Source organism: Sphingomonas epibiotica, assembly GCF_039615155.1.
Lineage (GTDB): Bacteria > Pseudomonadota > Alphaproteobacteria > Sphingomonadales > Sphingomonadaceae > Sphingomonas.
The window spans coordinates 112,449-134,134 of record NZ_JBDGHY010000002.1 but is presented as its reverse complement, the minus strand read 5'-3'; the positions used below and the strand labels follow the sequence as shown (position 1 = coordinate 134,134).

At 65.8% G+C, this 21,686-nt stretch carries 25 protein-coding genes; 5 read left to right on the top strand and 20 right to left on the bottom strand.

Annotated features, from left to right (window positions below; genetic code table 11):
• Nucleotides 1–205: 205 nt before the first annotated feature.
• The 7 genes from rpsJ to AAIO73_RS04170 form a co-directional block, all read right to left on the bottom strand.
• A complete protein-coding gene (gene rpsJ / locus AAIO73_RS04200; protein WP_033921125.1) occupies nt 206–514 on the bottom strand; it encodes a 30S ribosomal protein S10 in 309 nt (102 codons plus the stop codon).
• A gap of 153 nt (nt 515–667) precedes the next feature.
• On the bottom strand, nt 668–1,861 hold the full coding sequence (gene tuf, locus AAIO73_RS04195) for an elongation factor Tu (protein WP_345876535.1): 1,194 nt from the start codon (nt 1,859–1,861) through the stop codon (nt 668–670).
• 201 nt (nt 1,862–2,062) lie between these two features.
• Nucleotides 2,063–4,156, bottom strand: coding sequence for an elongation factor G (fusA, locus tag AAIO73_RS04190; RefSeq protein WP_345876534.1), 2,094 nt, complete (start codon nt 4,154–4,156; stop codon nt 2,063–2,065).
• A gap of 95 nt (nt 4,157–4,251) precedes the next feature.
• Entirely contained in the window at nt 4,252–4,722 is a 471-nt protein-coding gene (gene rpsG / locus AAIO73_RS04185) for a 30S ribosomal protein S7 (protein WP_055763657.1), read from the bottom strand.
• 97 nt (nt 4,723–4,819) lie between these two features.
• Entirely contained in the window at nt 4,820–5,191 is a 372-nt protein-coding gene (rpsL, locus tag AAIO73_RS04180; protein ID WP_055757399.1) for a 30S ribosomal protein S12, read from the bottom strand.
• A 272-nt stretch (nt 5,192–5,463) separates the two neighbouring features.
• Nucleotides 5,464–5,736, bottom strand: coding sequence for a hypothetical protein (locus AAIO73_RS04175; RefSeq protein ID WP_345876533.1), 273 nt, complete (start codon nt 5,734–5,736; stop codon nt 5,464–5,466).
• A gap of 63 nt (nt 5,737–5,799) precedes the next feature.
• Nucleotides 5,800–6,231 (bottom strand): MAPEG family protein, encoded by a 432-nt coding sequence (locus tag AAIO73_RS04170; RefSeq protein ID WP_345876532.1) that lies wholly within the window; start codon nt 6,229–6,231, stop codon nt 5,800–5,802.
• Between the two features lie 84 nt (nt 6,232–6,315).
• Here AAIO73_RS04170 and AAIO73_RS04165 point away from each other — a divergent pair, with 84 nt between their 5' ends.
• Complete coding sequence (locus AAIO73_RS04165; protein ID WP_345876531.1) at nt 6,316–6,774, top strand: GFA family protein; 459 nt, start codon at nt 6,316–6,318, stop codon at nt 6,772–6,774.
• A gap of 40 nt (nt 6,775–6,814) precedes the next feature.
• Nucleotides 6,815–7,462 (top strand): peptidylprolyl isomerase, encoded by a 648-nt coding sequence (locus AAIO73_RS04160; RefSeq protein WP_345876530.1) that lies wholly within the window; start codon nt 6,815–6,817, stop codon nt 7,460–7,462.
• A gap of 33 nt (nt 7,463–7,495) precedes the next feature.
• Here AAIO73_RS04160 and AAIO73_RS04155 read toward each other — a convergent pair whose 3' ends face one another.
• The 4 genes from AAIO73_RS04155 to AAIO73_RS04140 all read right to left on the bottom strand — a co-directional run bounded on the left by AAIO73_RS04155 (nt 7,496) and on the right by AAIO73_RS04140 (nt 10,935).
• Complete coding sequence (locus AAIO73_RS04155) at nt 7,496–8,122, bottom strand: glutathione S-transferase family protein (RefSeq protein WP_345876529.1); 627 nt, start codon at nt 8,120–8,122, stop codon at nt 7,496–7,498.
• Nucleotides 8,123–8,163: 41 nt separating this feature from the next.
• Nucleotides 8,164–9,042, bottom strand: coding sequence for a dienelactone hydrolase family protein (locus AAIO73_RS04150; RefSeq protein WP_345876528.1), 879 nt, complete (start codon nt 9,040–9,042; stop codon nt 8,164–8,166).
• A gap of 110 nt (nt 9,043–9,152) precedes the next feature.
• A complete protein-coding gene (locus AAIO73_RS04145; RefSeq protein WP_345876893.1) occupies nt 9,153–9,815 on the bottom strand; it encodes a DUF1013 domain-containing protein in 663 nt (220 codons plus the stop codon).
• Between the two features lie 130 nt (nt 9,816–9,945).
• Nucleotides 9,946–10,935 (bottom strand): NAD(P)H-quinone oxidoreductase, encoded by a 990-nt coding sequence (locus AAIO73_RS04140; protein ID WP_526023769.1) that lies wholly within the window; start codon nt 10,933–10,935, stop codon nt 9,946–9,948.
• Between the two features lie 82 nt (nt 10,936–11,017).
• On the opposite strand from AAIO73_RS04140, the gene AAIO73_RS04135 reads away from it, so the two are divergent.
• Nucleotides 11,018–11,215 (top strand): DUF1192 domain-containing protein, encoded by a 198-nt coding sequence (locus tag AAIO73_RS04135; RefSeq protein ID WP_345876527.1) that lies wholly within the window; start codon nt 11,018–11,020, stop codon nt 11,213–11,215.
• 112 nt (nt 11,216–11,327) lie between these two features.
• Nucleotides 11,328–13,640 carry an ATP-dependent Clp protease ATP-binding subunit ClpA gene (gene clpA / locus AAIO73_RS04130; protein ID WP_345876526.1) on the top strand — a complete coding sequence of 771 codons (2,313 nt, stop codon included), beginning with the start codon at nt 11,328–11,330 and terminating at the stop codon, nt 13,638–13,640.
• A 63-nt stretch (nt 13,641–13,703) separates the two neighbouring features.
• Here clpA and AAIO73_RS04125 read toward each other — a convergent pair whose 3' ends face one another.
• Nucleotides 13,704–14,990: a S41 family peptidase gene (locus tag AAIO73_RS04125; protein WP_345876524.1), complete on the bottom strand. Its 1,287-nt coding sequence runs from the start codon at nt 14,988–14,990 to the stop codon at nt 13,704–13,706.
• Between the two features lie 111 nt (nt 14,991–15,101).
• Here AAIO73_RS04125 and AAIO73_RS04120 point away from each other — a divergent pair, with 111 nt between their 5' ends.
• Complete coding sequence (locus AAIO73_RS04120) at nt 15,102–15,563, top strand: Lrp/AsnC family transcriptional regulator (protein ID WP_345876522.1); 462 nt, start codon at nt 15,102–15,104, stop codon at nt 15,561–15,563.
• A gap of 34 nt (nt 15,564–15,597) precedes the next feature.
• Here AAIO73_RS04120 and pal read toward each other — a convergent pair whose 3' ends face one another.
• The 8 genes from pal to ruvB form a co-directional block, all read right to left on the bottom strand.
• Nucleotides 15,598–16,125 carry a peptidoglycan-associated lipoprotein Pal gene (gene pal / locus AAIO73_RS04115; RefSeq protein WP_056456290.1) on the bottom strand — a complete coding sequence of 176 codons (528 nt, stop codon included), beginning with the start codon at nt 16,123–16,125 and terminating at the stop codon, nt 15,598–15,600.
• Nucleotides 16,126–16,197: 72 nt separating this feature from the next.
• Entirely contained in the window at nt 16,198–17,520 is a 1,323-nt protein-coding gene (tolB, locus tag AAIO73_RS04110) for a Tol-Pal system beta propeller repeat protein TolB (protein ID WP_345876517.1), read from the bottom strand.
• Nucleotides 17,521–17,533: 13 nt separating this feature from the next.
• Complete coding sequence (gene tolA / locus AAIO73_RS04105) at nt 17,534–18,514, bottom strand: cell envelope integrity protein TolA (RefSeq protein WP_345876515.1); 981 nt, start codon at nt 18,512–18,514, stop codon at nt 17,534–17,536.
• Between the two features lie 4 nt (nt 18,515–18,518).
• Nucleotides 18,519–18,950: a protein TolR gene (gene tolR / locus AAIO73_RS04100; RefSeq protein ID WP_242116003.1), complete on the bottom strand. Its 432-nt coding sequence runs from the start codon at nt 18,948–18,950 to the stop codon at nt 18,519–18,521.
• 3 nt (nt 18,951–18,953) lie between these two features.
• Nucleotides 18,954–19,643 carry a protein TolQ gene (gene tolQ, locus AAIO73_RS04095; RefSeq protein ID WP_431311895.1) on the bottom strand — a complete coding sequence of 230 codons (690 nt, stop codon included), beginning with the start codon at nt 19,641–19,643 and terminating at the stop codon, nt 18,954–18,956.
• On the bottom strand, nt 19,643–20,101 hold the full coding sequence (gene ybgC / locus AAIO73_RS04090; RefSeq protein ID WP_345876513.1) for a tol-pal system-associated acyl-CoA thioesterase: 459 nt from the start codon (nt 20,099–20,101) through the stop codon (nt 19,643–19,645). Before ybgC ends, tolQ begins: the two co-directional genes overlap by 1 nt.
• A gap of 59 nt (nt 20,102–20,160) precedes the next feature.
• Nucleotides 20,161–20,487 carry a hypothetical protein gene (locus tag AAIO73_RS04085; RefSeq protein ID WP_345876511.1) on the bottom strand — a complete coding sequence of 109 codons (327 nt, stop codon included), beginning with the start codon at nt 20,485–20,487 and terminating at the stop codon, nt 20,161–20,163.
• A gap of 9 nt (nt 20,488–20,496) precedes the next feature.
• Complete coding sequence (ruvB, locus tag AAIO73_RS04080) at nt 20,497–21,516, bottom strand: Holliday junction branch migration DNA helicase RuvB (RefSeq protein WP_345876508.1); 1,020 nt, start codon at nt 21,514–21,516, stop codon at nt 20,497–20,499.
• Between the last annotated feature and the right edge of the window lie 170 nt (nt 21,517–21,686).

The following is a 21,686-nucleotide window of genomic DNA, read 5'->3' as shown; positions in this document are numbered from 1 at the left end:
GCCAGACATCGCCGATATTCCCCCACCGAAGGGCTGCATCGACGATAGCGGGGACGCGGACAACGGCACTAGGTCCGCAGACATCGTGCCGTTCGGTATCCCTGTGGTTGCTTTCCCGGCCTCTACCGCCGCTGTCCAGAACGAACCGGCGGGAAGCGAAAGCGCGACGCAGGGCGGAATCAACCTACGTCGCGGAAGCCGGCTATTACGCCAGCTTGATCTCTACGTCCACCCCTGCCGCGAGGTCGAGCTTCATGAGCGCATCGACCGTCTGCGGGGTCGGCTGCACGATGTCGAGCAGACGCTTGTAGGTGCGGGTCTCGAACTGCTCGCGCGACTTCTTGTCGATGTGCGGGCCGCGGTTGACCGTGAACTTGTCGATGTGCGTGGGCAGCGGAATGGGTCCACGGATCAGGGCGCCGGTGCGACGCGCGGTGTCGGCGATGTCGCCGGCCGCCTGGTCGAGCACGCGATGGTCGAACGCCTTCAGGCGAATACGGATATTGTTGTCCATGGTCCTACCGATGCGAAAGAGCGGGCCGTTGGGACGGCTCTTGATTAACAACGAATGGCTTAGTGGATACCCCAGCTACAAGCGAGGTGCCCTCATTAAATAGCAAACGGCCGCCCCCGTTGCCGGGGGCGGCCGCCTGTTCGAGTCGCTATATTACTTGTCGATGCCGCTGACAACCCCTGCGCCGACGGTACGACCGCCTTCCCGGATGGTGAAGCGCTGGCCGACGTCCATCGCGATCGGTGCGATCAGCTTCACGCCCAGCGCGACTTCGTCGCCCGGCATGACCATTTCGGTGCCTTCCGGCAGTTCGATGGTGCCGGTCACGTCCGTGGTGCGGAAGTAGAACTGCGGACGATAGTTGGCGAAGAACGGCGTGTGACGGCCACCTTCGTCCTTCGACAGCACGTACACCGACGACTGGAAGTCGGTGTGCGGGGTGATCGAGCCCGGCTTCGCCAGAACCTGACCACGCTCCACTTCGTCACGGGCGACGCCGCGGATCAGCGCGCCGATGTTGTCGCCGGCCTGGCCCTGGTCGAGCAGCTTGCGGAACATTTCGACGCCGGTGACGACGGTCTTGCGGACCGATTCGTGGATGCCGACGATTTCGACTTCTTCGCCGACCTTCACAACGCCGGTTTCGACGCGGCCGGTGACCACGGTGCCGCGACCCGAGATCGAGAACACGTCTTCGATCGGCATCATGAACGGCTTGTCCAGCGGACGTTCCGGCTGCGGGATCGATTCGTCTACCGCCTTCATCAGTTCCAGGATGGCTTCCTGGCCCAGCTTCTGGTCCGAACCCGACAGGGCGCAGGTGGCCGAGCCGCGGATGATCGGAATGTTGTCGCCGTCGAATTCACGCTTCGACAGTTCTTCGCGGATTTCCATTTCGACGAGTTCGAGGATTTCCTCGTCGTCGACCAGATCGACCTTGTTCAGGAAGACGACCATGGTGGGAACGCCGACCTGCTTGGCGAGCAGGATGTGCTCCTTGGTCTGCGGCATCGGGCCGTCGGTGGCCGACACGACCAGGATCGCGCCGTCCATCTGCGCCGCGCCGGTGATCATGTTCTTCACATAGTCGGCGTGGCCGGGGCAGTCGACGTGCGCATAGTGGCGGTTGGCGGTCTCATACTCGACGTGCGCGGTCGAGATGGTGATGCCGCGCTCGCGCTCTTCCGGGGCCTTGTCGATGTTGGCGAAATCGACGGCGACGCCGCCCATCGTGTCCGCCAGCACCTTCGTGATCGCGGCGGTCAGCGAGGTCTTGCCGTGGTCGACGTGACCGATGGTGCCGATGTTGAGGTGCGGCTTGTTCCGCTCGAATTTTGCCTTAGCCATTTTCCTACCTTCTGATTCGAATTCGGTGCCGCCGGGGCCACGCGAACGCGGCCCTTTAGCGGGTGTTGTTTCGTAATGCCAGCCCCCGAACCGGGGAGAGGACGACGAAGTAAATTCGTCGTCGGTCGGGGCGGTCGTGGGACCGCCCCGCCGGCCGGCCTCTCGGCGTCTCGGAGCTAAGCGGGCTTAGCTCCGTGCGCCTCAGGCCATCTTAGCCTTCACCTCGTCAGCAACGTTCTGCGGCACTTCATCATAGTGCGAGAACTGCATCGAGTATTGCGCGCGGCCCTGGGTGAACGAGCGCAGCTGGTTCACATAGCCGAACATGTTGGCAAGCGGGACCATCGCTTCGACGGTCTGCGCGTTGCCGCGGCTGTCGGTGCCCTGGATCTGGCCACGACGGCTGTTCATGTCGCCGATGACATCGCCCAGATAGTCTTCCGGGGTCACGACCTCGACCTTCATGATCGGCTCGAGCAGCTTGATGCCGGCCTTCTGGGCCGCTTCACGCATCGCGCCACGCGCGCAGATTTCGAACGCCAGCGCCGACGAGTCGACGTCGTGATATTTGCCGTCGATCAGGTGCACTTCGAAGTCGATGATCGGGAAGCCGATCAGCGAACCGGTCTGTGCCGTCTCGCGCATGCCCTTTTCCACCGACGGGATATATTCGCGCGGGATGTTGCCGCCCTTGATCTCGTCGAAGAACTGGTAGCCCGAGCCACGCTCGCCGGGGACGACCTTGACCTTGACTTCGCCGAACTGGCCCGAACCACCCGACTGCTTCTTGTGAGTGTAGGTCAGTTCGACCGGCTTGGCGAGATATTCGCGATACGCAACCTGCGGCGCACCGACATTCGCCTCGACCTTGAACTCGCGCTTCATGCGATCGACGAGGATTTCGAGGTGAAGTTCACCCATGCCCTTGATGATCGTCTGGCCCGATTCATGGTCGGTCGACACGCGGAACGAGGGATCCTCGGCAGCCAGGCGGTTGAGCGCGATGCCCATCTTTTCCTGGTCGGCCTTGGTCTTCGGCTCCACCGACAGCTCGATGACGGGTTCCGGGAACTCCATGCGCTCGAGGATGATCGGGTTGGACGCGTCGCACAGCGTGTCGCCGGTCGTCGTTTCCTTCAGGCCCGCGATGGCGACGATGTCGCCCGCACGCGCCTCGTCGATGTCCTCACGCGAGTTCGCGTGCATGAGGAGCATACGGCCGATCTTTTCCTTTTTGTCCTTCACCGAGTTCAGGTAGCTGCCCTTGGTCAGCGTACCCGAATAGATGCGGGCGAAGGTCAGCGAGCCGACGAACGGATCGTTCATGATCTTGAACGCCAGCAGCGACAGCGGCGCGGTGTCCGACGCCGGACGCGAATCCGGGGTTTCGCCGTCGAGCTTCACGCCCTGCACGTCCGGAATGTCCAGCGGCGACGGCAGATAGTCGACGACCGCGTCGAGCAGCGGCTGCACGCCCTTGTTCTTGAACGCCGAACCGCAGACGATCGGCACGAAGTTCATCGCCAGCGTCCCCTTGCGGATCAGCTTCTTCAGGTCGGCGACCGACGGTTCATTGCCTTCGAGATAGGCTTCCATCAGGTCGTCGTCCTGCTCGACGGCCATTTCGATCAGGTCGCTGCGATACTTCGCAGCCTTTTCCTTCATGTCTTCCGGAATGTCCTGATATTCGAACTTCGCGCCCAGCGACTCTTCGAGCCAGATGATCGCGCGGTTCTCGACCAGGTCGACGAGGCCCTTGAAGCCGCCTTCGATGCCGATCGGGAGATACAGGACCGCCGGACGGGCACCGAGGCGTTCGATGATCGAGTCGACGCAGAAATAGAAGTCGGCGCCGGTGCGGTCGAGCTTGTTGACGAAGCACATGCGCGGCACGCCGTACTTGTCGGCCTGACGCCACACGGTTTCCGACTGCGGCTCCACGCCGGCGACGCCGTCGAAACAGGCGACCGCGCCGTCGAGCACGCGCAGCGAACGCTCGACTTCGATGGTGAAGTCGACGTGGCCCGGCGTGTCGATGATGTTGATCAGGTGCTCTTCACCCTTGCCCTCTTCGGCCCGCCACTTGCAGGTGGTTGCCGCCGAGGTGATGGTGATGCCGCGTTCCTGCTCCTGCTCCATCCAGTCCATGGTGGCGGTGCCTTCATGCACTTCGCCGATCTTGTAGGACTTGCCGGTGTAGTAAAGAATACGCTCGGTGGTGGTCGTCTTGCCGGCGTCGATGTGCGCCATGATGCCGATGTTGCGATACCGTTCGAGCGGATGGCTGCGGGCCATGATCGTGCTTCCTTAGCAATGTGGGGAGCGAGGCATGACGCCCGCTCCCCACGATATAGTCGGTTGCGTCAGCGGTGAAAAGCCACCGCCTGCGCTTACCAGCGGTAGTGCGAGAAGGCGCGGTTCGCTTCCGCCATGCGGTGCGTGTCTTCGCGCTTCTTCACCGCGTTGCCGCGGTTGTTGGCAGCGTCCATCAGCTCGCCCGACAGGCGTGCGGACATGGTGTTCTCGCTGCGGTTGCGGGCCGAAGCGATCAGCCAGCGGATCGCCAGCGCCTGGGCACGTTCGAAGCGGACTTCGACCGGGACCTGGTAGGTCGCACCGCCGACGCGGCGGCTGCGGACTTCGATGTTCGGCTTCACGTTGTTCAACGCATCGTGGAACACGCCCAGCGGGTCGCGCTTCGCGCGGCTCTCAACGGTTTCGAATGCCGAATAGACGATGCCTTCGGCGACGGACTTCTTGCCGTCCAGCATCACCGAATTCATGAACTTGGTCAGAACCTCATCCCCGTATACGGGATCGGGCAGGATTTCCCGCTTTTCGGGACGACGACGACGAGCCATCAGATATTCCTTCAATCTTCAGCCGGTTCCGGAACCCGTCCGGGGCTTACTGGGGGTAGGTGGACTTCAGGCCGCGCAGGTCATGCGCGGCGCGAAATCACTTCGGACGCTTGGCGCCGTACTTCGAACGCGACTGGCGGCGATCCTTGACACCCTGCGTATCGAGCACGCCGCGCAGGACGTGGTAGCGAACGCCGGGAAGATCGCGCACACGACCGCCGCGGATGAGCACGACCGAGTGCTCCTGGAGGTTGTGGCCTTCACCCGGAATGTAGCTGATGACTTCGCGCTGGTTGGTCAGGCGAACCTTGGCCACCTTGCGCAGCGCCGAGTTCGGCTTCTTCGGGGTCGTCGTGTAGACGCGGGTGCAGACACCGCGCTTCTGCGGGTTCTGGTCCATCGCAGGGACCTTCGACTTGGCCTTCTGCGGTTCGCGGCCCTTGCGGACCAGCTGGTTGATCGTCGGCATGAAGCCCTTCACCTTATCTTGCGGTTACTTTGCCGGAGCCGTTCCTGTCAGAAATGCGCAAAGGCCACGTGAGCGAATCGCCACGGGGCCGATGTCTCCAGCAATGTTCAGCTCTTTGAACCCACATGCAGGCCGGTGACGGCTACGACGCCGACCCAGCGGGACGCGCGGCCTATATAGACGCGCCCCCCTTCGGTCAATGGTGCGCCAACGCACACGGGCGGCACGAGGAATGCCTCGCACCGCCCGTCTATCCTGTACCGGCCCGCGTGTCAGTTGGCGGTGTTGCCCATCGTGGCGTTCATCGCATCGGGTGTGTTGCCCATCATCGCGTCACCCGCCGTCGTCACCGAATTGGCTTCGGTTTCCATCGGGTTGATCGCGATCATCTCGTTGCCGACCTCGCCGTCGTTGCGGAAGGCCGCGTTGGCATAGACGTCGTTCGACACGACGTTCGCATCGTTGGTCGTCGTGATTTCCTGCCCGCCGCATGCCCCCAGGAACGCGAGCACGGGCAGAGCGGCAGCGGCGGCGAAGCGGGTCATGGCAGTCTCCGAATGGGGTTCGCCGGTCAACGTCACAACTCTCGGCCCGTTCCGCTGCGTCCGTCAGCGCGCCGAGAAGCCGATATCGATCGCAAAGCCGATCCACATCGCGGCGAGCATGCCGGTCGAGGCGAGGAACAGCGCGAATCGCAGCCGGACCCGACCGGCGATGTGCGCGATGCTGTGCCCCGCCCGCAGCGCGACATAGATCCAAGCGAGCGTCACCTGCGCCAGTCCGGCAAGCCCGGTCATCAGCAGCAACGGCACCAGCGAGAAATACAGCACCGGCAGTTCGAACAGATTGGTGAGGTTGGCCGCGGGACGTTCGACCGACCGGAAATAGGCGCGGCTCGCTTCCCCATCGGCGAAGTCGCGCGCGGTCGGCGGCTGTCGGCGCATATGCCCGACCCGCGCGCGGAGCAGCGTGATGCTGACGACGAAGATCAGCGCGACCAGCGCAAAGGTCGGCCACAGGATCGCCCGCGTCATCATCATCGCACCCCCAATGCTGCGCGATCGATTTACCCGAACAGGCGCGCGGCGTACAGCGGGCGGAGCGATCCATCCCGGAGCAAGACGATGCCCCCTGCCCTGCCGATCGAAGGCGGTTGCCGTTGCCGACAGGTGCGCTTCCGCATCGACGCCCGGCCGATGATGACCATGGCGTGCCACTGTCGCGGGTGCCAGCAGATGAGCGGCAGCGCCTTCTCGCTCGACGTCGCGGTGCCGGGCGGGGCGCTGACCGTCACGCAGGGCGACACGGTGATTGGCGGGCTGCGCGGAGAACATATCCGTCATCATCATTGCGACGCCTGCAAGAGCTGGCTGTTCACACGGTTCGAACCCGATCCGGGGTTTGCGAACGTCCGGGCCGGCGCGCTGGACGACCCCGCGCCGTTCGTCCCGTTCGTCGAGACATGCACCGACGAGGCCCTGCCATGGGCGACCACGCCCGCCCGCCATCGCTATCCGCAATTTCCGCCGTCAGAGGCGTTCGGTCCGTTATTGGCGGAATATGCCGCGACCCAAACCGACTGACCCGCTTTCGCCGGACGGCACCGGGCGATAGGTAGCGGCAATGCGTATCCTGCTTGCCCTGTTGCTGCTGGCCTTCGCCGCGCCGGCATCCGCCCAGTCCGCCACCCGCGCCACGCCCGGCTATGTCCGGGTCCGCTTCGACACCTCGGCCGGGCCGATCATCGTCGCGCTAGACGTGAAGCGCGCGCCGGCGACCTCGAAGAACTTCCTCGCCTATGTCGATGACGGGCGGTTCGACGGTACGGTCTTCTACCGGTCGGCGCGACGCAAGGCCGAACCGTCGCTCGGCTTCGTGCAGGGCGGCATCCGCACCGATGCGCGGCGTATCCTGCCACCCTTCCCGCACGAGCGCACCGACAAGACCGGCGTTCGCCACGTCGACGGCGCGATCTCGATGGCGCGGCGGCCCGAACCCAATTCGGCGGGCGGCAATTTCGTGCTGCTGGTCGGCGCGATGCCGAGCATGGACGCGAAGGGCGACTTTCCCGGCTATGCCGCGTTCGGCCGGGTGGTCGGCGGCATGGCGACGGTCAAGCGCATCCTCGCCAAGCCGACCGGCGGCGGGTCGGACGCGATGAAGGGGCAGATGATCCTCGACCCGGTCCGCATCATGCGCGCAAGGCGCCTGGACGGGACGCCGAGACCGACCGGCGGACCGAAGCCATGGCTGATCGATATCAAACGATAAGAGGTCGGCGAACAGGTGGCGTGTCGCGCGAAATCACGCTCCCGCCTGCATCTCCGGCATCGCCGCATCGTCCAGTTCGCTCGCCCGCACATGCGCCGGGCGATCGGCGAGCCGTCCGATATAGGCCATGAACGCGTCGAGCTTCGGCAGCGTCCCGAACTGCGTGCCCCACATCACATGCGATCCGACATAGACATCGGCCGCCGTGAAGCGATCGCCGGCGATATAGGGATGCACCGCCACCGCTGACTCCAGCACCGCGACGACGCGGTCGTAATCGCCATAGCCGACCATCCGTTGCTGATCGTCGGTCGGCATCACGCCCAGCGAACGGTTGGTGATCGCCTGTTCGAGCGGCCCGGCCGCGAAGAACATCCAGCGATGATAATCGGCGCGCTCGTCGGCGGTCGGCGCAAGGCCGGCGTCGGGAAAGGCGTCGGCGAGATAGGCGCAGATCGCGGCACATTCGGTGACGATGCGACCGTCATGGACGATCGCCGGCACCTTCCCCATCGGATTGATCGCCAGATAGGCGTCATCCTTCATCGTCCCGCCATAGCCGAGCATTTCGACGTAGTAATCGGCGCCGACTTCCTCCAGCATCCACCGCGCGATCCGTCCGCGCGACATCGGGTTGGTGTACAGCGTCAAGCCGGCCATGGTCGATCTCCCCTGCGATTCGCCAGGAACAAAGATGGAACCTAGCCGCGTTTCGCGTCAAGTTCGCGATGCAGGAAGGCGGTCGTCCGCTCCCATGCCAGCTTCGCCGCCGCCGCGTCGTAGCGCATCGCCGAGGTATCGTTGTTGAAGGCATGGTCAACGCCCGGATAGACATGGGTCGTCGCGTCCTTGCCCGCCTTGCGCAGCGCCTCTCCCCACGGCAGCGCGGTCGCATTCACCCGCGCATCCTTTTCGGCGAGTTGCAGCAGCAGCGCGGCGCGAACCTTGGTCGCCTCCGCCGGATCGGGCGCCGGGCCGTAATAGCTGACCCCGGCGGTCAGCGCCGGATCGGCCACCGCCAGCCGGTTGACGAACGCCCCGCCCCAGCAAAACCCGACCGCGCCGGTACGGCTACCGCCCCGCTCGCCCCGCGCCTTGGCGAGGAACGACTTCGCCTGCGCCAGCGCGAGGTCATAGTCGATCGTCCCGATCAGTTCGCGGGCACGATCCTCGTCGGCGGGCGTCCCACCCTGCGGCGCGAGGAAATCAGGCGCGATGGCACGGAAGCCGGCCAATGCGACGCGGCGCGCGACATCCTCGATATGCGCGTTCAGCCCACGATTTTCGTGGATGACCAAAACGACCGGCAACGGCTGCTTCATGCCCTTGGGCGCAGCGAAATAGGCGGTAGCCGGTTTGCCCGCTTCGGTGCCGCTGCGCTTGGCGGTGTCGAGCCGGGGGTCTGCCGGTGCGATCTGTTGCGCCGCGGCAGGGGATGCCGCGATACCCGCGATAAGTGCCTCGGCGGCGGCGGCCGATCCGGCTAGCGCCACCATTTCCGCCATGAAGGCGCGGCGGTCACGATGGTCGTGGGTGAAGGCGTCGTAGAGCGCGATCGCGCGGGCACGAAGGTCGGACATGGCTGCTCACTCCCGGTGGACGCCAGCAGCCTAACCGATCGACCCCGATACGCAAACGGCCCGGCCGCTCGATGGGAGCGACCGGGGCGTCCAGACGGTTCGGGTGCGCGTCAGCGCTTGAACGGATCGAAGAACGACGTCGACACTTCGGGCAGTTCGCCCCGCTCGGCCAGTTCGGCGTCGCGCGCCGCCTGGGTCCGTTCGTTGCGAAGCTGTTCGATCAGCGCCTCGCGATCGCCCTCCAGACGGGTGTCGGTCGGCGCCTCGATCCCGGCGGCCTTCGCCGCCTTTCCGACAAGTGCGTCGAGTTCGCGCTGCGAGCACAGGCCGAGCGTGACCGGATCCTTCGGCACGATGTTGCCGATGTTCCAATGGGTACGGTCGCGGATCGCGGCGATCGTCGTGCGGGTGGTGCCGATCAGCTTGCCGATCGCGCCGTCGCTGATTTCCGGATGGTTGCGGATGATCCAGGCGATGCCGTCGGGCTTGTCCTGCCGCTTGCTGACCGGGGTATAGCGCGGGCCCTTGGTCCGGCGGACTTGTTCCGGGCCCTTCATCATGACGAGGCGATAATCGGGGTTCTTCTGCCCCTTCTCGATCTCTTCCATCGTCAGTTCGTGCGCGCGCACCGGATCGCGGCCGGTCAGCTTGGTCGCGGCGGTATCGTCGGCGATCGCCTGTACCTCGAGGACGTGCAAACCACAGAAGTCGGCGATCTGCGGAAAGGACAAGGCGGTGTTGTCGACCAGCCAGGAAGCGGTCGCGTGCGGCATCAGCGGCTGGGCCACGACGGGTCTCCGAAATAGAAAGGGCCGCCCAAACCGGGCGGCCACGTTGGGTACGGACTTAGTACCGCTTGCCGCAAAGGGCAAGCGGTCGCGGGATTTGGCGGTTTGCGGCGGTTCAGGCCGCGTCGGCGATGGTCAGCACGATCTTGCCGACATGGTCGCCCGCCTCCATCCGGCGATGCGCGTCGTCGGCACGGTCGAGCGGGAAGGTCTTGTCGATCACCGGGCGCAGCCGCCCCGCCTCGACATGCGGCCATACGGTGCGCGACAGTTCGTCGGCGACCATTTCCTTGAACGCCGCGTCGCGGGCACGCAGTGTCGACCCGGTCAGCGTCAGGCGGCGGCGCATAATATCCCAGAGCGGCACGGTGGCGCTCGCCCCGCCCTGCACCGCGATCGATACATGACGACCATCTTCGGCGAGGCATTTGATGTTGCGCGGGACATAGTCGCCGCCGACCATGTCGAGCACCACGCTCACGCCCTTGCCGCCGGTGATCTCGGCGACGCGTTCGACGAAATCCTCGGTGCGATAGTTGATGGCGTGCGCCGCGCCGAGATCGAGCGCCGCCCGCGCCTTCGCATCGCTGCCGACCGTGACGATGACGTCGAGGCCGAAGACGCGCCCGAGCAGGATCGCCATCGTGCCGATCCCGCTCGTGCCGCCATGGATCAGCACCGTATCCCCCTCGGCCGCGTAACCGCGTTCGAACAGGTTGGTCCACACGGTGAACAGCGTTTCCGGCAACGCCGCCGCCTCGACCATCGACAGCGTTTCGGGGACGGGCAGGCACTGTCCGGCCGGGACCGCAGCATATTCGGCATAGCCGCCGCCCGCCAGCAGCGCGCAGACCGACTGCCCCAGCCAGTGCGGCTCGACGCCCTCACCCAGCGCCACGACCTCGCCGGCAATCTCGAGGCCGGGGATCGACGATGCGCCGGGCGGCGGCGGATAGCCGCCGGTGCGTTGCAGGACGTCGGGCCGGTTGACCCCGGCGGCCGCGATACGGATCAACACTTCGCCTGGCGCTGGTTGCGGAGTCGGACGTTCGACGATCGTCAGGACCTCCGGACCGCCGGGTTCGGCCGGATCGATCGCACGCATCGCCGCTGGTAAGTCCATATAGTATTTCCCCTGCACGGCGGCGTTATTGACATCGTCGGCCACAGGGTCAACGCTGCATGCAATGGAACCCGACGAAAATGTTAACCATGTTCGTGGCAACCTGCTCGCCATGCTGTTGCGCGAGGATCTCGACCCGTTGTCACAAGACGAGCTGACCGCGCGAATCGCCGCGCTGGAAGGCGAAATCGCGCGATGCCGTGCGCGAATCGACGCCGCGCGCAGCCACCGGGCCAGCGCCGATGCGCTGTTCCGGTCATGAGATGTTCCGCCCCCCGCTTGATGCCGGGCGGCGGCATACCGACATGGTGGAAGACCCGGGCGACCGGGACGCAGGGCCGGCGCGTTCTCGCCGGCCGACCGGAGTGAATTGAATGCCATCCTTCGCATCCGCATTGGAATCCACGCTGCACAAGGCGCTCGAGGCCGCATCCTCGCGCCGGCATGAATATGCGACGCTCGAACATCTGCTCTTCGCGCTGACCGACGATCCGGACGCGGCGAAGGTGATGACCGGCTGCGGCGTCGAACTCGACGAGCTGCGGACGACTGTCGCCCATTATCTCGACACCGAACTCGACACGTTCAAACTGGATGCCGCGACCGATCCGTCGCCGACCAGCAGCTTTCAGCGCGTCGTGCAGCGCGCGATCCTGCACGTCCAGTCGTCGGGCCGCGACGAGGTGACCGGCGCCAATGTCCTGGTCGCGATGTTCAGCGAGCGCGAGACCTATGCCGTCTATTTCCTGCAGCAGCAGGATATGAGCCGGCTCGACGCGGTCAGCTTCATCAGCCACGGCGTCGGCAAGGGCGGATCGACCGCGACCGAAACCCCGCCCCCCAAGGGTGCCGAGGAAAAGGAAACGCCGAAGCCCGCCGAAAAGGGCAAGGGCGAGAGCGCGCTCAAGCAGTTCTGCGTCGATCTCAACGAGAAGGCGAAGACCGGCAAGGTCGATCCGCTGATCGGGCGTTCGGCCGAGGTCGACCGCACGGTGCAGATCCTGTGCCGCCGCTCGAAGAACAATCCGCTCTATGTCGGTGATCCGGGCGTCGGCAAGACCGCGATCGCCGAAGGGCTGGCGCGCAAGATCGTCGAGGGCGACGTGCCCGAGGTGCTGTTGCCCGCGGTCATCTATTTGCTCGACATGGGCGCGCTGCTCGCCGGCACCCGCTATCGCGGCGATTTCGAGGAACGGCTGAAGCAGGTCGTGACCGAACTCGAAAAGCTGCCGCACGCGGTGCTGTTCATCGACGAAATCCATACCGTCATCGGCGCTGGTGCGACCAGCGGCGGGGCGATGGACGCGTCGAACCTGCTCAAGCCCGCGCTGTCGGGCGGGCAAATCCGCTGCATCGGCTCGACGACCTATAAGGAGTTCCGCAACCACTTCGAAAAGGATCGCGCGCTGCTGCGCCGGTTCCAGAAGATCGACGTGAACGAACCGACCGTCGAGGATACGATCAAGATCCTCACCGGCTTGCGCAGTGCGTTCGAGGAGCACCACAAGGTCAAGTACACCCCCGATTCGATCAAGTCGGCGGTGGAACTGTCGGCGCGCTACATCAACGACCGCAAGCTCCCGGACAAGGCGATCGACGTGATCGACGAAGTCGGTGCGATGCAGATGCTGGTGCCTGCGCCCAAGCGGAAGAAGACGATCACCGCTAAGGAGATCGAACAGGTCATCGCGACGATGGCGCGTATCCCGCCGAAGACGGTGTCGACCGACGATACCCGCGTGCTCGCCAATCTCGAACTCGACCTGAAGCGGGTGGTGTTCGGGCAGGACGACGCGATCAAGGCGCTGTCCTCTGCGATCAAGCTGTCGCGCGCGGGCCTGCGCGATCCCGACAAGCCGATCGGCAACTATCTGTTCACCGGCCCCACCGGCGTCGGCAAGACCGAGGTCGCGCGGCAGTTGTCGGAGATCATGGGCATTCCGCTCCAGCGCTTCGACATGTCCGAATATATGGAGCGCCATTCGGTCAGCCGGCTGATCGGTGCCCCGCCGGGCTATGTCGGCTATGACCAGGGCGGATTGCTGACCGATGCGATCGACCAGCAGCCGCACTGCGTCCTGCTGCTCGACGAGATCGAAAAGGCACATCCGGACCTGTTCAACATCCTGTTGCAGGTGATGGACAACGGCAAGCTGACCGACCACCACGGCAAGACCGTCGATTTCCGCAACGTCATCCTCATCATGACGACCAATGCGGGCGCGTCGGACATGGCCAAGGAATCGATCGGTTTCGGCCAGATCGACCGCGAGGACGTGCAGGAGGAAGCGGTGAAGAAGCTCTTCACCCCCGAATTCCGCAACCGCCTCGATGCGATCGTCCCGTTCGGCTATCTCCCGCCCGAAGTGGTCGCGCGGGTGGTGGACAAGTTCATCCTCCAGCTCGAACTGCAGCTGGCCGATCGCGGTGTCCATATCCGTCTCGACGAGCCGGCAAAGACGTGGCTGACCGAGAAGGGCTATGACAAGCTGTACGGCGCGCGTCCGATGGGCCGCTTGATCCAGGACAAGATCAAGCAGCCGCTGGCCGAGGAACTGTTGTTCGGCAAGCTGGTCCATGGCGGCGAGGTCAATGTGAAGCTGAAGGACAATAGCCTGTCCTTCGAAATGACCCCGGCTGCGCCGAAGAAGCCGCGCAAGCGCGGCAAGACCACGGCGGAAGCCTGAAGACGACGCCGCCCCGCAAAGCGATCTGCGGGGCGGTTTTCGTTTGTGCCGAGAAAAGCGCGCTTATTGTCCGGCGTTGCGCGCGACGCGTTCGACCGACCCGTCGCCCCGCTCTACCTCCAGCGCCACGATCCGCCCGCCCTGTTCGACGAAACGGAAGCGCGACAGCGGATCGCCCTCGGGCGCCATGACATTCCCCTCGACCGGAACGAGTGCGGATGCCGGCCGCGATCCCCGGCTGGACATCAAGCGATCGCCGGCGACAATAAGTTTCCGGTCGCCATAGACTCCCGCATAATCCCCCAACGCCCGCCCCGATTTCACCCCGGTCGCCAGTGCGCGGTAGAAGACGGCCAGCCGCTCCGCCTCGCGCTTGTCATCGGCCGTGGCCGTCGTTGCGATCCGGGCCATCGCCGCCGCCTGTGCGGTCGCCAGCGCGCGGTCGGATGACACCGCAATCGCCGGGGTAACGCCGACCCCTTCCCAGTCCCTGCCGGTCTTCAGGCTGATTGCCCGGCCGCTCGACACGCTGAGCACATAGTTTTTGCCGACCGGCAGCAGGTCGTTGCGAAACCCCGCCCCGGCGGTCCGTTCGCCAACCAGCGTGCCGAAGCCCAGCGCCGACACATGGGTCGCGAATTCTTCCGCCGCCGATGCGGTATTGCCGCTGGTCAGGACATAGAGCGGTTTGCCCGCCAGGTTGAACGGCGCCCGGGGCGCAGTGGTCGCCTCGCCCGGCCGACCGCGCATCTCGAAGCGCATCAGCGGGGTGCCCTCAGCCACGAAATAGCTGGCCAGTGCCGCGACCGCGCCGGGCGATCCGCCACCGTTGCGGCGGAGATCGATGATGTACGCGTCGCCACCACGCAGGAACTGCATCGCGCCAACGATCGCAGCCTCGGCCTCCGGCGTGCCCCATGCGAACCCCTCATAGGCGATCATGCGGACATTGCCCGGCAGAACCTCCATCGCCCGCACCCCGCCATTCTGCCGTGCGATCATCCGCGCCATGGCCGGGGGCATGGCGGCGTCGTCGTCGGGCAGCGGCTGGTTGCCCAGCATCGCCGCCATTTTCGGGTCGTAGCGGATGCCCAGATGCTTGTCGGCGGTGACCGTGTGAAGGTCGGCATCGATCCGCTCTGCCAAGGCGTCACCCGACAGGCCGCGATACCGCTCCGGCGCGGCAAGCGCCGCACTAAGCTTCGCGGCCGTATCGGGCAGGACATAGCGCTCGGCGATCGCGGCCCGCGTGGCGGCAACGATCGTGGCGGGGTCGTCGGCGGGCGCCTGCGCGACGGCGATGCCCGGCATGGCGAGCGACAATGACAGAGTGACGATCCAGCGATGCATATTCCCTCCCGGTGACGAGCGGCGTTATCGCTTGGCGCCCCTGCCCGATTTCGGCAAACATCGTGCAGCCACCGCCGAAAACCGGCAATGCCGCAAGGGACATGGACAGGAATGCGCGATCTGGATCGCTACGATCGCGAACTGCTGCACTGGCTGCAACGCGACGCACTGCGCACTGCCGAGGATCTGGCGCGCGACGTCGCCCTCTCACCGTCCGCGATCACCCGCCGGGTGCGGCGGATGCGGGAGGACGGGACGATCGTCGCCGATGTCTCGATCGTGTCCGATCGGGTCGGACCCTTCCTGTCGGCGCTGGTCGACATCCAGCTCGATCGCCACGCCTTGCCGCATGTCGATGCGTTGCTCCGGCGGCTGGACGCAACGCCGCAGGTACAGGCGATTCTGGAAGTCACCGGGGCGTTCGACCTGACCCTGATGGTCGTGGTCGCGGACATGGCCGAATATAATCGCTTCGCCGACGCCATGCTGGCCGACGATCCGGTCATTCGCCGTTACGAAACCCGCTTCGTCAAGAAGCGGCGCAAATGGTCGGCGGCCCGGCCACTCGACTGAGGGGCGGCGGTGGGGGCACCGCCGCCCGCCCGGCCTATTGCAGGACGACCGTCACCGCGCGACGGTTCTGCGCCCAGGCACCTTCGTCGGAGCCCAGCGCCAGCGGACGTTCCTTGCCATAGCTGATCGTGGTGATCCGCGACGGCGAAATGCCACGCGTCGCCAGATAGCTGGCTGCCGCATTGGCGCGGCGGTCGCCCAGGGCGAGGTTGTATTCGCGGGTGCCGCGCTCGTCGCAATGCCCCTCGATCGTTACGCGGACATTGGGATAGCGTGCCAGCCACTGTGCTTGGCTGTCGAGCACCGCGCGGGCCGAGGCATCGATATCATATTGGTCGAGACCGAAATTGATCGTGTCGCTGGCGACCGACTGCTGGAAATCGGCGCGCGACCCCGGCACGACGCCGGTGGTGCCGGTGCCTGTCCCGGTCCCGCCGGTGCCGGCGTTCGGATCGACCGTCTGGCCCGGTGCCGGCGGCAACACCTCGGGGCGCTTTTTGGCGCAGCCGGCAGTCGCCAGCAATGCCGCGCCGACGATCAGCGTGGTCGAAAACTTGGTCATCAAAACCTCCCTTGGTCGTGTCGCACCCGCTACAATGCCCCTGTAACGGATTTGCCCCCGTTGGTGAAACCGTCAGGGCCGGATCGGCCCCCAACCCGGGTCCGAACCGTCGAGCGCGGTCGGAATGCGGCGGATGTTCGATCCGGTCAGGTCGACCGACCAGACCTGCGTTTTGCCCGACCCCTGCGCGCTGCGGAAGAAGGTCAGCACGCGGCCATTGGGCGACCAGCTCGGCCCCTCATCCCCCCAAGCATCGCTCAACAACTTCTCGCCGCCGCCCGAAGGCGACATGATGCCGATGCGGAACGATCCCCCGCCCTGCCGGGTGAAAGCGATCAGGTCGCCGCGCGGGCTCCATACCGGCGTGGCATAGCGCCCGCCGCCGAAGCTGATCCGCTGCTGGTTCGAACCGTCGGCGTTCATGACATAGAGCTGCTGCGTGCCCGACCGGTCGCTTTCGAACACGATCTTCGACCCATCGGGCGAATAGCTCCCGCCGGTATCGATGCCGGGCGCGTTGGTCAGCCGTTGCGGGCTGCCCCCCGCCGCCGGCACGCGGTAGATGTCGGTGTTACCTGCCTGCGCCATCGAGAACAGCACATAGCGGCCATCGGGCGAGAAGCGTGGCGCAAAGGTCAGCGACGCATTCTGCACCAGCAACCGCTGCCGCCCGCTGCCAAGGTCGAGGATGTAGATGGCCGGTCGTTCGTTGACATAGCTCACATACACGACCGACTGCTGATTCGGCGCAAAGCGCGGCGTCAGCACGATCGACTGGCCGTTGGTCAGGAAGCGGTGGTTGGCGCCATCCTGATCCATAATTGCCAGCCGTTTGATCCGCTTGCCCTTCGGCCCGGTCTCGCTGACATAGACGATGCGGCTGTCGAAATACGGCCCTTCGCCCGACAGCCGGGTATAAACCGCATCGGCGCATTTGTGGGCAGCACGGCGCCATTCGGCGGGCGGCACGTTGAATCCCTGCCGCGTCAGTTCGGTGCGGCCGAACGTATCGTAGAGATAGCAGCCGATGGTCAGCGTCCCGTTCGCCTCGGCGCGGACATAGCCTTGCACCAGCGCCTGCGCGCCGCTCCACACGGCATAATCAGGTGCCTGCACCTGCGCCATGGCGACGGCGGGCAGCCCTGCCGGACCGGCGGGCTTGAACAGGCCCGAATTGCGCAAATCGCCCGCGACGATCTCCGCCAGTTGCCGCCCGAGTGCATCGGTCGATCCGGCCGGAGTAGAGGCGACTTGCGGCGTTGGCATCACCGGCACCGCGATCGGCAGCGGTTCCGAGATGCCGCCCTCGATATCCACCTCGACCTGTGCGAACGCGGCGGGTGCGGCCAGCACGCTTGCGAACGCCGCACCAAGAGCCAGAGTCAGTTTCCGCATAAATCCTCTCCGGTCAGCCGGGCAGTTTGTAGTTGATGATGATATCCTTCCAGCCGCCTTCGTACAGGTCCGCCGGAAGTTCATAAGGGGCACACTGGATCAGCGCGGCGATGGCCAGTTCGGACACGCGCTGCGCATAGCGTTCGTTCTCGCCATCGACACCGGTCTGCCCCCGCAACTGCGGACGCGCGGCGAGCGTACCGTCGGCACGCATTTGCAGGCGGATTTTCGATCGGATCTGGTTCGCGCCGGGGCCGGGATTAGGAATCTTGTTGGCGCAGGGCTGGACCTGCCGCTGGATCGCGCTGGCGAGCCCGGCCACCGACTGCGCGCTGACCGCTGTGCCGCGTGGCGTTTCCGCCTTGCCCGGCTTGGGCGTGTCGGCGATGCCCTTCAGGAAATTGTCGCCTAGCCGTCCTCCACGCGGGCGAGGTGCGGTCGCCTGCGCGTTGGTCCCCTGCCCCTTGGTCGCCGCGGGCTTGGCCGGAGCCGGTTTTGCCGGTGCCTTTGCGGCAGGCGCGGGCCGCGCTGGTGCTGGCGTCGGGCGGGCAGGTTGCTTCGCCGGCGCGGGCTTCGGCTGTGGCTTGGGCGCGGGGGCCGGTTTCGGCGCGGGCTTGGGAACCGGCTTCGGCACGGGTTTGGGTGCCGGGACCGGCTTCGGTGCGGGCTTCGGTTCGGGACGCGGCGCCGGTTGCGGACGCGGTGCCGGCGCAGGGGGTGCAGGTTCCGGCTCGGGTGCCGGTTCTTCCACCGCCTCGGGCGGGGCGGCGTCTTCCGGCGCGCCGGTGTCGGGCGCCTGACTGGCGGCTGGTGCCTCGGTCTGCTGCGGCGATGACTGTTCGGCGGCGACGTCTTCGGCGAAGCTGACGTCCATCGGCTCGTTCTTCAACTTCACCGGGTTCGGCGTGGCGAGGAAGCCGACCGACAGCAGGCCGAACAGGACGGCATGTCCCGCAACCGCAACGCCAAGCCCGATCTTCTCCGCCTTCTGCATCGCGTTATTGCGCCACGCTGATGAGCGACACCCGGTTCAGACCCGCGCGGTTCAATTCGCCCAGCACGCCGTTGACCCGCCCGTAATCGAGCGTGCGGTCGGCGCGCAGCATCACCTGGCGCGGTTCGGTCGCCCCGGCGCCCGCCGCCGCGATCTTTTCGAGTTCGCCGGGCAGATTGTCGGCCGACACCTCGGCATCGTCGATATAGGTCCGGCCATCGGCGTCGATCGACAGGGTCACCGGCTGCTGCGTCTGTTCGACGGCCTTCGCGCGACTATCGGGCAAGTTCACCGGCACGCCGGCGGTCATCAACGGCGCGGTGACCATGAAGATGATGAGCAGCACCAGCATCACGTCGACCAGCGGCGTGACGTTGATTTCCGCCATCGGCGCACGACGCCCTTTTCCCTTTGCGGACGGCAGGTTGATGCCCATCGCTCAGACGCCTTCGAGCTGGCGCGACAGGGTGGCGTGGAAGGCGTCGGCGAAGCGATTCAGCCGCGCCTCGATCCGGTTCACGCTATGGCTGAAGCGGTTATACGCGATGACGGCGGGAATGGCAGCGAACAGGCCGATCGCGGTCGCGAACAACGCCTCGGCAATGCCCGGCGCGACGACGGCGAGCGACGTATTCTGTTCGGAAGCGATGGCGGTGAACGACCGCATGATTCCCCACACCGTGCCGAACAGCCCGACGAACGGCGCGACCGACCCGACCGTCGCCAGCACGTTCAGCCGGTCGGCCAGCGTCTCGCTTTCGTCCGCAACACTCGACGCCATCGCAGTGGCGAGGCGTTCGCGGGTGCCGTCGCGGTCGATCTGTTTCGACGCGGTCGATCGGCGCCATTCGCGCACGCCGGACGAAAAGACACGGGCGATGGCGGTGTCGCGCGTCCCCTGCAACCGGTGGAAGGCGTCGATATCCTCGGCCTGTTCGAAATCGGTTTCGAACCGGTCGATGTCGCGGCGCACCTTCCTCGCGCGGACGAGGAAGCCGATGATGATCGCCCAGGTCCAGATGCTTGCCGCCAGCAGCCCCAGCATCACCGCCTTCACCACCCAGTCGGCGGCGAGGAAGAGCGCGACCGGCGACATGGTCGCGGCGTCGGTGTTCACGAGTACGTCCATCATGCCTCTTTTTCGGTTGCGACCAGGCTCTGGAAGGTGTCGACCCATGCGGCCGGCTGACGACGCGGACGGCCGTTCGGGGCCACGAACGCGACCTCGACCCGAGCCGATGCCAGTAAGAGCGTGTCGCGGATGACTGTCTGATGAATATCGACCGCCGCCGCGCGGACGCGCTCGACGGTGCTGACCACGACCAGCGCGTCGTTCAGTCGTGCCGGCGCCCGCCAGTCGAGCTGCATCGACCGGACCGCATAGGCGCCCTCGCCCGCTTCGTGCGCTTCGCGCTGGTCGATGCCGGCGATCCGCAGCATGTCGCTGCGCGCCCGTTCGAAATAGCGCAAGTAGTTCGCATGATAGACGACGCCCGACAGGTCGGTGTCCTCGAAATAGATGCGGACGGGAAAGCGATGCGTGCCGCCGACAAAGCGGCCGCCGGCCGGCTGGTCGGGGTCGGTCATTTGTCCGCTTTAACCATTGCCGTCGGACGGGGAAAGGGGTGACGGACCGCTGCGTACCGTCAATCGGCAGGCGGTTCGTTCAGGACCGTGATCTGCGTGAAGCCGGCCGATTGGGCCAAGTACATGATTCCGCCGATTACCCGATACGGCGCGCCGACCCGACCGAGAACGGCGATCGTGACCGGACGATTCTTGTCGGGCAATGCCTTTAGCGCCGTCGACATCCGCTCCTGTTCGTCGGGTAGCATGAACTGCGCGCCTTCGATCGTCACCTGCGCAGCGGCATCACCGGTCATCGTCACGCCGATCGTCAAGGGCGTTCGGGCAGCGGCAACGGGTGCGGTCATCAGCCCTAGTGCCGCCGACGTCAGCAAAGTCTTCTTCATCGCCATTCCTCAGTCGAACAATCCGTCCTGCGATCCGGCGGGCGGCTCGAAACCGAGATGCTTCCACCCACCGGCGTTCAGGCAGCGCCCCCGCGCGGTGCGGGCGATCATGCCGATCTGGATCAGATAGGGTTCGATCACTTCCTCGATCGTGTCGCGCGGTTCGCTGAGCCCCGCCGCAAGCGTTTCCACACCGACCGGCCCGCCGCGATAGACGTCGGCGATCATCGTCAGGTAGCGTCGGTCCATTGCGTCCAGCCCCTTGGCGTCCACCTCCAGCCGGTTGAGTGCGGCATCGGCGGTTCGCGCATCGACGACCTCGACCCCAGCGACATTGGCGAAGTCACGAACGCGCCGCAGCAGGCGGCCGGCGATACGCGGCGTGCCGCGCGCGCGCCGGGCGACTTCGGTGGCGCCGTCCTTGGCTATACCCAGACCCAGCAGGCCCGCGGCGCGGGTGACGACGCGGGTCAGTTCGTCGACGGTGTAGAATTGCAGGCGGACCGGGATGCCGAAGCGGTCGCGCAACGGCGTGGTCAACAGCCCCTGTCGTGTGGTCGCGGCGACCAGAGTGAAGCGCGGCAAGTCGATGCGGACGCTGCGCGCCGATGGCCCCTCCCCGATCATCAGGTCGAGCGCGCGGTCCTCCATCGCCGGATACAACACTTCCTCGACCGCCGGATTGAGACGGTGGATTTCGTCGATGAACAGGACATCGCCATCTTCGAGGTTGGTGAGCAGCGCCGCCAGATCACCCGACTTGGCGATGACCGGGCCGGAGGTGGCACGGAACCCGACGCCCATTTCGCGCGCGACGATCTGCGCCAGCGTCGTCTTGCCGAGACCCGGCGGACCGAAGAACAGCACATGGTCGAGCACATCGCCCCGTCCGCGCGCGGCATCGATGAACACGCGCAGATTCTCGCGCGCTGCCTGCTGCCCGACGAACTCATCCAGCGCCTTGGGTCGCAGCGCGGCGTCGACGTCATCGGGGCGGCGGATCGGGGTGGTGATACGGTCGTCGGTCACGACTGTTCCCTAGACGTTCGCGTGGAGCGGGTCAAAGTCCTCCCCGGCACGGGGAGGGGGACCAGCGAAGCTGGTGGAGGGGGGTGTCCGCATACGGCGCCGTTGCGTGGCGGGGAGATCCCCCTCCACCACCGCTTCGCGGCGGTCCCCCTCCCCGTGCCGGGGAGGAA

What these genes read in the sequence shown, in the direction of transcription:
- rpsJ (WP_033921125.1), bottom strand. Translation starts at nt 514, where the DNA reads ATGGACAACAATATCCGTATTCGCCTGAAGGCGTTCGACCATCGCGTG.
- tuf (WP_345876535.1), bottom strand. Translation starts at nt 1,861, where the DNA reads ATGGCTAAGGCAAAATTCGAGCGGAACAAGCCGCACCTCAACATCGGC.
- fusA (WP_345876534.1), bottom strand. Translation starts at nt 4,156, where the DNA reads ATGGCCCGCAGCCATCCGCTCGAACGGTATCGCAACATCGGCATCATG.
- rpsG (WP_055763657.1), bottom strand. Translation starts at nt 4,722, where the DNA reads ATGGCTCGTCGTCGTCGTCCCGAAAAGCGGGAAATCCTGCCCGATCCC.
- rpsL (WP_055757399.1), bottom strand. Translation starts at nt 5,191, where the DNA reads ATGCCGACGATCAACCAGCTGGTCCGCAAGGGCCGCGAACCGCAGAAG.
- AAIO73_RS04175 (WP_345876533.1), bottom strand. Translation starts at nt 5,736, where the DNA reads ATGACCCGCTTCGCCGCCGCTGCCGCTCTGCCCGTGCTCGCGTTCCTG.
- AAIO73_RS04170 (WP_345876532.1), bottom strand. Translation starts at nt 6,231, where the DNA reads ATGATGATGACGCGGGCGATCCTGTGGCCGACCTTTGCGCTGGTCGCG.
- AAIO73_RS04165 (WP_345876531.1), top strand. Translation starts at nt 6,316, where the DNA reads ATGCCCCCTGCCCTGCCGATCGAAGGCGGTTGCCGTTGCCGACAGGTG.
- AAIO73_RS04160 (WP_345876530.1), top strand. Translation starts at nt 6,815, where the DNA reads ATGCGTATCCTGCTTGCCCTGTTGCTGCTGGCCTTCGCCGCGCCGGCA.
- AAIO73_RS04155 (WP_345876529.1), bottom strand. Translation starts at nt 8,122, where the DNA reads ATGGCCGGCTTGACGCTGTACACCAACCCGATGTCGCGCGGACGGATC.
- AAIO73_RS04150 (WP_345876528.1), bottom strand. Translation starts at nt 9,042, where the DNA reads ATGTCCGACCTTCGTGCCCGCGCGATCGCGCTCTACGACGCCTTCACC.
- AAIO73_RS04145 (WP_345876893.1), bottom strand. Translation starts at nt 9,815, where the DNA reads ATGCCGCACGCGACCGCTTCCTGGCTGGTCGACAACACCGCCTTGTCC.
- AAIO73_RS04140 (WP_526023769.1), bottom strand. Translation starts at nt 10,935, where the DNA reads ATGCGTGCGATCGATCCGGCCGAACCCGGCGGTCCGGAGGTCCTGACG.
- AAIO73_RS04135 (WP_345876527.1), top strand. Translation starts at nt 11,018, where the DNA reads ATGGAACCCGACGAAAATGTTAACCATGTTCGTGGCAACCTGCTCGCC.
- clpA (WP_345876526.1), top strand. Translation starts at nt 11,328, where the DNA reads ATGCCATCCTTCGCATCCGCATTGGAATCCACGCTGCACAAGGCGCTC.
- AAIO73_RS04125 (WP_345876524.1), bottom strand. Translation starts at nt 14,990, where the DNA reads ATGCATCGCTGGATCGTCACTCTGTCATTGTCGCTCGCCATGCCGGGC.
- AAIO73_RS04120 (WP_345876522.1), top strand. Translation starts at nt 15,102, where the DNA reads ATGCGCGATCTGGATCGCTACGATCGCGAACTGCTGCACTGGCTGCAA.
- pal (WP_056456290.1), bottom strand. Translation starts at nt 16,125, where the DNA reads ATGACCAAGTTTTCGACCACGCTGATCGTCGGCGCGGCATTGCTGGCG.
- tolB (WP_345876517.1), bottom strand. Translation starts at nt 17,520, where the DNA reads ATGCGGAAACTGACTCTGGCTCTTGGTGCGGCGTTCGCAAGCGTGCTG.
- tolA (WP_345876515.1), bottom strand. Translation starts at nt 18,514, where the DNA reads ATGCAGAAGGCGGAGAAGATCGGGCTTGGCGTTGCGGTTGCGGGACAT.
- tolR (WP_242116003.1), bottom strand. Translation starts at nt 18,950, where the DNA reads ATGGGCATCAACCTGCCGTCCGCAAAGGGAAAAGGGCGTCGTGCGCCG.
- tolQ (WP_431311895.1), bottom strand. Translation starts at nt 19,643, where the DNA reads ATGGACGTACTCGTGAACACCGACGCCGCGACCATGTCGCCGGTCGCG.
- ybgC (WP_345876513.1), bottom strand. Translation starts at nt 20,101, where the DNA reads ATGACCGACCCCGACCAGCCGGCCGGCGGCCGCTTTGTCGGCGGCACG.
- AAIO73_RS04085 (WP_345876511.1), bottom strand. Translation starts at nt 20,487, where the DNA reads ATGAAGAAGACTTTGCTGACGTCGGCGGCACTAGGGCTGATGACCGCA.